The following is a 9,214-nucleotide window of genomic DNA, read 5'->3' on the forward strand; positions in this document are numbered from 1 at the left end:
TCTCTAGATGTCTCATCAATGTAGCACTTATCGTCTTAACATCCGCATAAAGGTGACGTAAAAACGCTCCATGTGCCACATAAGGGGGTATGTTGGGCAGGTGAGAGCAGACGCGACGCGCAACCTGGAACGCGTCCTGAGCACGGGCGCCCGCATGCTCGCCGACGACCCCTCGGCGACCATCGCCGCCATCGCCGCGGAGGCGGGAGTGGACCGCCGCACCGTCTACCGCCGCTTCGCCTCCCGCGAAGACCTCATGGCCGCCGTCTACGGAGCGCGCTACGACGCGGTCGAGGCGGCCATCGAGGCCGCCAGGCTGCGCGAGGCCCCGGTAGCGGTCGCGCTGCATCGCTACGTCGAGGGCATCATCGCCGTCAACCGCAAATGGCCGGTGGAAACGAGCCTCATGCTCCGCGAGGCGACGATCCTCGAGCGCCGCCGCGGCCTGATCGACGAGGTCGATGCCTTCCTGCGGCGCGCCACCGAGGAGGGCCTGCTGCGCTCCGATCTGCCGCGCGGCTGGGTGGCCACGGTCCTGCCGCCGCTGATGGAGCATGCCGCCGAGAACCTGTCCGAGCTGAGCCCGGCACAGGCCGCCGACGTCGTGGTCGACACCCTGCTGCGCGGCGTCGGCACCCCACAGGCACGTTGACCCTGTGCGCCCGATCGGAACGGCTGCTACGGTGATGAATGCTCGTGTTCAGACCTTAGGAGACCAGGCATGGCAGGTGACGACGACATCTCCGGGTGATACCGGAGGTTGACCGGCCCCGGCAGGCGCGCATGACCGCCGCCGACGTGGCCCTCGTCGTCGTACCCCCAAACCTGTCCCCTTGCCGGGCCCTCTTCGCACGCCCGGGTCTCGTATCGAGGTCTGTCGCATGTCCGATGCGTTCATCATCTGTTCCGGCCTGTCCTTCTCCTGGCCTGACGACACCCCTGTCTTCAACGACCTGTCCTTCACCGTGGGCGGCGGCCGTACCGGCCTCGTCGCCCCGAACGGCGCGGGCAAGAGCACGCTGCTCAAGCTGATGGCCGGTGAGCTGCGGCCCTCGGGCGGCGGGGTCGCCGTCGAGGGCGTGCTCGGCTACCTGCCGCAGAACCTGCCCCTCGTCGGTGAGCCGACCGTGGCCGAGGTGCTCGGCATCGCCCCGGTGATCGCCGCGCTGGACGCCATCGAGTCGGGCGACCCGAGCGAGCAGCACTTCACCACGATCGGCAACGACTGGGACATCGAGGAGCGCACCCGAGCCCAGCTCGACCGGCTCGGCCTCGCGGACATCGACTTCGACCGGCGCCTGGGTACGCTCAGCGGTGGCGAGGTCGTCTCGCTCGGGCTGATCGCGCAGCTGCTCAAAAGTCCCGACGTGCTCCTGCTCGACGAGCCGACGAACAACCTCGACCTCGCCGCGCGCCGCAGGCTCTACGACGTGCTCGGCGAATGGACCGGCTGCCTGCTGGTGGTCAGCCACGACCGGGCCCTGCTCGACCGCATGGACCGCATCGCCGAGCTCGACCGGGGCGAGGTCCGCTTCTACGGCGGCGACTTCACCGCGTACGAGGAGGCCGTACGCGCCGAGCAGGAGGCCGCCGAACGGAACGTGCGCAGCGCCGAGCAGGACCTCAAGCGCGAGAAGCGGGAGATGCAGCAGGCCCGCGAGCGGGCCGAGCGCCGGGCGGGCAACGCCGCCCGCAACCTCAAGAACGCCGGGCTGCCGCGCATCTTCGCCGGGAACATGAAACGCGGCGCCCAGGAGTCGGCCGGCCGGGCGGGCCAGATGCACGCCTCCCGGGTCAGCGACGCCCAGGCCCGCCTCGACGAGGCCGGGTGGGCGCTGCGCGACGACCAGAAGATCACGCTGGAGCTGCCGGGGACGAACGTGCCCGCCGGACGCACGGTCTTCCTCGGCGAACACCTGCGGGCCCGCGGCCTGTTCGCCGAGCCGGGCCTCGACCTGACCGTACGCGGCCCCGAACGCATCGCGCTGCGCGGCCCCAACGGCGCGGGCAAGTCCACCCTGCTGCGCCTGATCAGCGGCGAGCTGGAGCCGGACGGCGGCACGACCAGGCGGGCCGACGGGCGGGTCGCCTACCTGTCGCAGCGACTCGACCTGCTCGACGTCGAACGCACCGTGGCGGAGAACCTGGCCGCCTTCGCCCCCGGCATGGCCGCGGCGGAGCGGATGAACCTGCTGGCCCGCTTCCTGTTCCGCGGCGCGCGTGCGCACCTGCCGGTGGGGGTGCTGTCCGGCGGCGAACGGCTGCGGGCCACCCTGGCCTGCGTGCTGTGCGCCGAGCCCGCGCCGCAGCTCCTGCTGCTCGACGAGCCGACGAACAACCTCGACCTGGTCAGCGTGGCGCAGCTGGAGGGGGCGCTCATCGCGTATCAGGGAGCGTTCGTGGTGGTCAGCCACGACGAACGTTTCCTCGCCGAGATCGGCGTACAACGGTGGCTGGAGCTGGCGGACGGTCGCCTCCTGGAGACCGGGGGTCCCGCTGGTGAGTGAGGCGCTGCTCGCCCGCGATCTCGTACGGACGCTGGGCACGCGGCGCGTGCTCGCCGGCGTCTCTTTCACTGCCGCGCCCGGCGACAGGATCGGCCTGATCGGCGAGAACGGCGCCATCAACCAATGTCGCCATGGTCGACCGAGCCGCTGTCGTCCGCGACGCGGACCTCGCCTAGACACCTACTCGTCCACATCTCACAGCTCGGGGAGGAAGCGCTTCAGGAAGCCCGGACGAACGCGAGGAGTGCCTGCTTGAGCTTGGACGAGAACGGCAGGGGGTCTGTGTAGTGGGCCGCGGTCCGGCTGGGGTCCTCCTTGAGTACGTGGTTGATCCCGGTCAGGCGGACGAAGTCGGTGGCGGCGGGGGCTTTCGCCAGCCCCGCGGCCAGGTGCTCGACGTCGTCGCAGCTCACCTGGATGTCCGCGTCGCTGCAACTCAGCAGAACCGGGGTGCGCGCCTTGAGCCGGGCCGCCAGTTTGGCCGGGTCCTCGCGGTCGACCTCCGACAGGAACTTCGCGTTCTCCGGGGAGAGCACGTTCGACAGGCCGCCGGGCAGGTTCGCCGCGACCGTTCCGTTGGCGCGCAGCGACGCGACAGCCCTGGCCAGGGCGTCCTCGACCTCGGCCGCCTGGGCGGCGGTGATCTTCCCTGCCTGCTGCTGGGCCTTGATCTGGGCGGTGATCTGACCGCTGAGGATGTCGAGGTATCGGCGGCTCAGCGGTTCGAGCAGGCCGAGGCTGTTTACGTGTGTCTTCGATTTCGATTTGGTGGCGAGCAGGAGAGCGAACAAGGCGCCTTCGCTGTGCCCGATGACCGTGAGCCGCCGTTTGTCGGTCCCGGGACGCCTGGCCAGGAAGTCCAGCGCCGCCGCGGCCTCGTGCTTGAACGGGGCGATGCCGATGTCGGCGATCTTGGACGCGTACGGCCCGAGGCCGGTCTTGCCGCTCGCGAGCTTGTCGTAGCGCAGGCTCGCCACGCCGCCGGCGGACAGCAGCCCGGCTAGCGTCTTGTACGTGTCCATCCCGCTGAGCCCGGGGCTGTTGCCGTCGCGGTCGGTGGGACCACTGCCCGCGATGATCAGGGCAGCCGGGACCTTCGCGCCTGGCCGGGCCGGATGGCGCCAGGTGCCGTAGACGGTCATCCCGTCCACCTGGAAGCTCACCTCCTCCTCGACCCAGGCGGGGCTAGTACGGGAAGCGGGGGAGGCGGTTACGCGGGTGACCGACCCGCTCCCGCACCCGCTCACCACAAGGGCGAGCGCGCAGAGACCGGCGCCCAGACGCGGCGCGCGGTCGTTCCGTGCGCGTACGAACTCAGTTAAGAACATCGCAGGGTCACTCCATTTCTTGATCCGAGTGATTTACGCAGGGTCGGGACGCCGGAGGAAAAGCCCGGCGACCTTGCCGTGACCGTCGTAGGCGACGCGGGCGGTCAGGTCGCCCGCCTCGAAGGACAGCGGGATGTCCACGATGGTGTGGTCGCCCGCCTGGTGGGGCACCGGTTCGCCCATGCCTTCGTACGCGCCGACCATGCCGATCGCCTGTGCCCAGGTCGCGGCCAGTTGGGCCGCGCTCAGGCCGGCGGCGACCGTCTCGTCGAAGTCGCGGCGTACGTCCTCCCAGCGGCCGTCGGTCAGGTCCGCGACCAGGGCGGCAGCGCGGTCGGCGGCGCCGGGCAGCATCTTGTCGGTCATGGGTGTTCCTGTCCTTGGGTCGAGTGGTCGGCCGAACCGCTGGAACGCCGCCTGCCGGCTGGAGCCGAGCACGTCGCCGATCTCCTGCCAGGTGTGTCCCGTCGCCCGTGCCCTGTCGACCGCTGCCCGCATGGCCCGGTCGACGGCCCGCGCGAGATCCCGGGTGGCGACCACCGCGTCCAGCGGGGACGCATCCGGAGCGCTCAGTCGCTCCGCCAGCCTCCGGGCTGCGTCCGTCAGGTCGGCCGACGCCGCCGTTTCCGTCACGTCGTCAATATTTGCTTTACGAGAGGAGAATGTCAAGCTTTCATTTACATCTGTGGAGCGGTCGCGGATGCGTCGTGCGGCGCTGCGGCATGTGGAGTCGCAGTATTCACGCTTGCGTCCACGTCCTGGCTGGGAGAGGAGAGGGCGGCCGCAATGCCGGCAGGCCTCGGTGTCATGCGGTTCCAGCACGCCGACGCTCCTTAATATCGTGCTGATGTCGATGGCACGTAATAATACTGCCGGGCGGCACGAAAAACATCCGGCGCCTGCTCGCCATGGGAAGGCCGGTCCTTCCCAGGCGAGTGGATCGCGCCGCGAGGCTGTTCAGGAGCGGATCCGGCCGGCGTCCGAGACGCTGCCCGTCAGGCGGCTGGGCGGGGCAGCGTGCAGTCCGGAAGGGACAGGTCCAGCACTGAGCCGGGCGCCAGGCAGGCGGGTACGGCTGCGACCTGCTGGCCGTAGTGGGCTCCCTTGCGTACCGTCACGTGGCCGGCCGCGTCGACTTCACACGGGTTGTTCTCCGTGCAGCTCTTCCCGTCGTCGTTGCTCGTGTTGTGCAGCCCGACCACGGTCTGCCCGTCCGGGGCGATCAGCGGTGACCCCGAGGCGCCGTGCCCCGGTTCGCAGGCGCTGGTGTACCTGAGTGCGTTCTCCTGTTCGTACCCGCCCTCACGCAGCCCCGGCACCACGGCCTTCACCGCGCAGCTCCAGCGCCGGCCCCAGGTGCCGGACAACAGGTCCACCCGGTCACCGGCCGCGGCCGGGGTTGTGGTGAGGTCGAAGACCGTGGCGTCGGCGGCGGCCAGCTGCGCGTAGGTCCGGTCCAGGCGGTACAGGGCGACGTCGGTGCCGGTCATGGTGGCGTACACCAGCCGGGTCGTCCTGGCCTCGACCTTGGGGTAGCCCTCGCGGTCGGTGATCGTGACCGGCTGGGCGGCCGGCTGGTCGACGAGCGCCGACCCCGGCGCGGGGCGGGTGCCCCGGACGCAGTGGCCGTTCGTGAGGAGCAGGGCCGGATCCTGCGCCCGGCCGGTCCCGGTGCGGACCACGGCGCCGGAGCACTCGCCGAACTGCGCGGCGCCCTCCAGGGACGGCAGGTGCGATTTCGGCGGAACGGCGGTGCCCGTGACGATGCCCCAGATCCATTTCCGATACAACGACACGTCGCTGTACACGGTCGGGGTGTCGGGGCCGTTGCTGCCGCTGACCGCTCCGGCCAGCAGCCAGCTGCCACCTCGGCGGACCAGCGCCGGCCCGCCGGAATCCATGTTGGTGGCCGAGATGCTTCCGTCCGGGCTGCCCACGCACAGCTCACGCTTCGCGGTGATACCGCTCACTTCGCAAACCGAGTCCGGCCGCACCACGGTGTCGGCCTCGCGCAGGCGGTCCGGGTAGCACTTCGGCGCGCGCTCGTCACAGGTCACGCCCCAGCCGATGATGCGCGTCGCGGTGTGGTCGGTCGGCGTGGCGGGCGAGATCCGCGCCGGCTTCGCCCGAACCGGGGTGCGCAGGTGCAGCAGCGCGAGATCCTTGCCGTAGATCTCGGTGGAGTACCGATAGAACTTGTCGACCTCGGCCAGCTCGCCACCGGAGGTCACGCTCAGGGAGCCGATGCGCACCCGCCAGCCCCGAGGGGTGCCCACCTGAGCCTGATTGGGCGTGCGGGCGCAATGGCCCGCGGTGACCACCCACCGCGGCGCGATCAGCGTGACTCCGCAGACATGGCCGTCCGCGCGTGGGGATTCGGCGCGCTGTAACGAGCCCATGAACGAGTACGGCCGTACCGACTCGACGCCGCCGCGCAGGGCGAACGACGGAGTCGCGGTCGCCGCCAGCGCGGCCAGCGCCACGGGAACGAGGAGAAGAATTCGAAAACGCATTGGGACACCCTGCGCGGTTCAGGTGTCCATGCTGAGGCGGTCGCGTATCGGCGGCCGCTTAGACGCGTATTGGGGATGTATCAGGCCCCCGCTGGGCTCGCCATCGCCAACGGTCCGGACGCCGGTCTTCACCTGTGGGGTGATCCAGCTCCGAGGGCTGACACACATCCGATACGTAGCCAAGCGGCCGCCGATACGCGACCGCGACAACGCGGACATCCGCATCGCGCAGGGTGGCCAACCATGCCCAATACACTTCACCGCCCTCGCGCTCGCGTCGCATTCGCGGCTTTCGCCTGCCTCGCGGGCCTGCTGGCCGGTTGCGGCAACGCCAACGAGTCGAGCGGCCCGCCGAACAACTCGTCTTCCGCCGGTACGGCCGACCAGAAGTACACCGAATGGGAGGTCAAGTTCCGGTCGTGCCTGAGCGACAAGGGCTTCGTACTTCCGAAGGAGGCCGGAAAAATCGACTTCGGCGACCGGCAGGACGCGTACGAGGTAGCGAGGGACGCCTGCATCAAGAAGATCGGCAAGCCGCCCGCAGCCTCTGACGACCAGCCCGAGATGTCCGACAAAGAAGCGAAGGAAAAGGAGCTCAAGACCCTCCAGTGCCTCCGCGACCACGGGTACAAGGTCAAAGACCCCGCTCCCGGGCAGGCCGCACAGGTCGAGGTGCCTGAGGGCGTCTCGCAGGACGGCTTGACGGAGTGCTACCGCAAATGACGTCCGGAAAGCCGGAGCGCGCCCCGCGTGGACACGGCCGCACGGCATCGCGGCGATGATCGCCGTCGTGGGCATCTCCACCTCGAGCCGGGCGAGGCTGGACGCCCAGCTGGCGGCGCTGGGCACGAACCTGCTCACCGTCCAGCCGGGTACGTCGCTCACCGGCCAGGACACCACTCTGCCGGCCGAATCCACCGGCAAGGTCGGGCTGATCCGCGGAGTCTCGATCGCCGGCGCGGTCGCGACGTTGCCGGACGTCAAGGTGTACCGGAGCAGGCTCATCGACCCGGACAAGTCCAGCGGCCTCATCGTGCGGGTCGCCGACCTCCACATCCTGAGCCTCCTCGACGGCACGCTCCGCCAGGGAACCTGGCTCACCAAGGCGACCGCGAACTACCCCACCGTCGTGCTCGGCGCCATCTCCGCCGATCGGCTCGGCATCGTGAGTCCGGGAAGCCAGGTCTGGCTCGGCGACACCCGATTCACGGTCATCGGGATACTCGATGCCCTGCCTCTCGCCCCGGAACTGGACACCTCCGCGTTCATCGGCGAGGCGTACGCCGCCGCGCGGTTCGGCTGGGACGGCAAACCGACCACCATTTTCGAGCGCTCGGCCGATGCCGAGGTGGAAGCAGTGCGCGAGCTCCTGCCGCGCACGGTGAACCCGGAGAATCCCGAGAACGCGCGTGTTTCCCGGCCCTCTGACGCTCTGGCGGCGAAGAACGCCGCGGACCTCGCGTTCACCGGCCTGCTGGTCGGCCTGGGCTCCGTCGCGCTGCTCGTCGGAGGGATCGGCGTCGCCAACACCATGGTGATCTCCGTGCTCGAACGCCGCAGGGAGATCGGGCTACGGCGGGCTCTCGGCGCCACCCAGAGCCACATCCGTACCCAATTCCTGGCAGAAGCCCTCCTGCTGTCCGCACTCGGCGGACTCGCCGGGGCCGTCATCGGGTTCGGCGTCATCGCGGTGTTCGCCGTGACGAACAGCTGGCCCATCGCGGTGCCTCCCGTCGTGTTCGCGGGTGGCATCGGCGCGACCATGCTGATCGGCGCGGTCGCCGGGCTCTACCCGGCGATCCGGGCGTCGAAGACGCATCCAACAGCCGCCCTGAACGGTTGATGGGACCGGCGGCAGGAAGAGCCGGCCGCCACTCAGCGGATTCCTCACCACCGCGAACGTACGCCGGTGATGACATGCCGCGACGAAGGCGACCGTCCGGGGCGTTCGTCTTCGCCGTCGTGAACCTCCTCATCGGTGACTCTCCGGGAGGACGGCTCCAGGGACGTGGTGTCTGTCCGCCGGACCGCCTCCGCACCATGGCCGCCGGGTGGTGGCCCAGGTCGGCTGTTAGCGCTCACACGTCTTGTTTTCCGGTCGCGGTTCCTTTTCTGTCAGATGGTGGTGGTGACAGGTCGGAGCCAATACGAGACGAAGCGGCGACGTCAAGGACGGCACCTCGCGCCCACGGAGGGGCGGCGGACCGGCGTGCGGCTCATCAGGCGTTATCAGGGGTCGCCGCCCGTGACGGCGAGAGCGTCACTCTGAAACTTTCGCCAAAACCTTGACACATTTCGGCGTGGTTTCCAGACTGTGGCCCAAGGCGGCTTCCACCTGCTCGTGGTGGTGCGCGGTGAGGACCGCCGTTCGCGATGCCCTGGTGGTGTGCGTTCCCTGATCACGGGACGCGGCGTCGATCGTGCGGGGTGACCCCCGCGTGTCCGCTTTCTCGTGATTCAGTCTGGAGCAGCCAGTTATGGGGATCAAAGCCATACTTCCGCCGCGGCCTCTCAGGAGCCCGCGGGTTCTGATCGCCGCCGCCGTCGGCTTACTCGGCGTGGTCACCGCGGTGATGGTGCCGACCACGCCGGCCGGAGCCGCGGCGAGTACGCTCGGCGCGGCCGCCGCGCAGAGCGGGCGATACTTCGGCACCGCCATCAGCGCGGGCCGGCTCGGCGACTCGCAGTACACCACGATCGCCGGCCGCGAGTTCACCATGGTGACGGCCGAGAACGAGATGAAGATCGACGCCACCGAACCCAACCAGGGCCAGTTCAACTTCACCAACGGCGACCGCGTCTACAACTGGGCCGTGCAGAACGGCAAGCGGGTGCGCGGGCACACGCTGGCCTGGCACGGCCAGCA

The 9,214-nt window shown here is 69.7% G+C and carries 8 protein-coding genes; 5 read left to right on the plus strand and 3 right to left on the minus strand.

The annotated features are described in order from the left end of the window. Positions 1-100: 100 nt before the first annotated feature. Together AB0B61_RS28350 and AB0B61_RS28355 are read left to right on the plus strand one after the other, a co-directional pair. Positions 101-652 (plus strand): TetR family transcriptional regulator, encoded by a 552-nt coding sequence (locus tag AB0B61_RS28350; protein WP_358437804.1) that lies wholly within the window; start codon positions 101-103, stop codon positions 650-652. Between the two features lie 229 nt (positions 653-881). Continuing rightward, positions 882-2,507 (plus strand): ABC-F family ATP-binding cassette domain-containing protein, encoded by a 1,626-nt coding sequence (locus tag AB0B61_RS28355; protein ID WP_358437807.1) that lies wholly within the window; start codon positions 882-884, stop codon positions 2,505-2,507. A gap of 218 nt (positions 2,508-2,725) precedes the next feature. Here AB0B61_RS28355 and AB0B61_RS28360 read toward each other — a convergent pair whose 3' ends face one another. The 3 genes from AB0B61_RS28360 to AB0B61_RS28370 all read right to left on the minus strand — a co-directional run bounded on the left by AB0B61_RS28360 (position 2,726) and on the right by AB0B61_RS28370 (position 6,348). After that, entirely contained in the window at positions 2,726-3,835 is a 1,110-nt protein-coding gene (locus AB0B61_RS28360; RefSeq protein WP_358437810.1) for an alpha/beta hydrolase, read from the minus strand. A gap of 33 nt (positions 3,836-3,868) precedes the next feature. Continuing rightward, a complete protein-coding gene (locus AB0B61_RS28365; RefSeq protein ID WP_358437813.1) occupies positions 3,869-4,468 on the minus strand; it encodes a DUF3887 domain-containing protein in 600 nt (199 codons plus the stop codon). A gap of 362 nt (positions 4,469-4,830) precedes the next feature. Continuing rightward, positions 4,831-6,348 carry a trypsin-like serine protease gene (locus tag AB0B61_RS28370; protein ID WP_358437816.1) on the minus strand — a complete coding sequence of 506 codons (1,518 nt, stop codon included), beginning with the start codon at positions 6,346-6,348 and terminating at the stop codon, positions 4,831-4,833. Between the two features lie 243 nt (positions 6,349-6,591). On the opposite strand from AB0B61_RS28370, the gene AB0B61_RS28375 reads away from it, so the two are divergent. The 3 genes from AB0B61_RS28375 to AB0B61_RS28385 all read left to right on the plus strand — a co-directional run. Next, positions 6,592-7,071 carry a hypothetical protein gene (locus AB0B61_RS28375; RefSeq protein WP_358437818.1) on the plus strand — a complete coding sequence of 160 codons (480 nt, stop codon included), beginning with the start codon at positions 6,592-6,594 and terminating at the stop codon, positions 7,069-7,071. Between the two features lie 55 nt (positions 7,072-7,126). Continuing rightward, a complete protein-coding gene (locus AB0B61_RS28380) occupies positions 7,127-8,191 on the plus strand; it encodes an ABC transporter permease (RefSeq protein ID WP_358437821.1) in 1,065 nt (354 codons plus the stop codon). Positions 8,192-8,825: 634 nt separating this feature from the next. Next, positions 8,826-9,214, plus strand: a 389-nt coding sequence (locus AB0B61_RS28385; RefSeq protein ID WP_358437824.1) for an endo-1,4-beta-xylanase, incomplete at its 3' end; no start/stop codon positions are given.

The sequence above is a fragment of the Nonomuraea sp. NPDC049158 genome, assembly GCF_040648335.1.
GTDB lineage: Bacteria > Actinomycetota > Actinomycetes > Streptosporangiales > Streptosporangiaceae > Nonomuraea.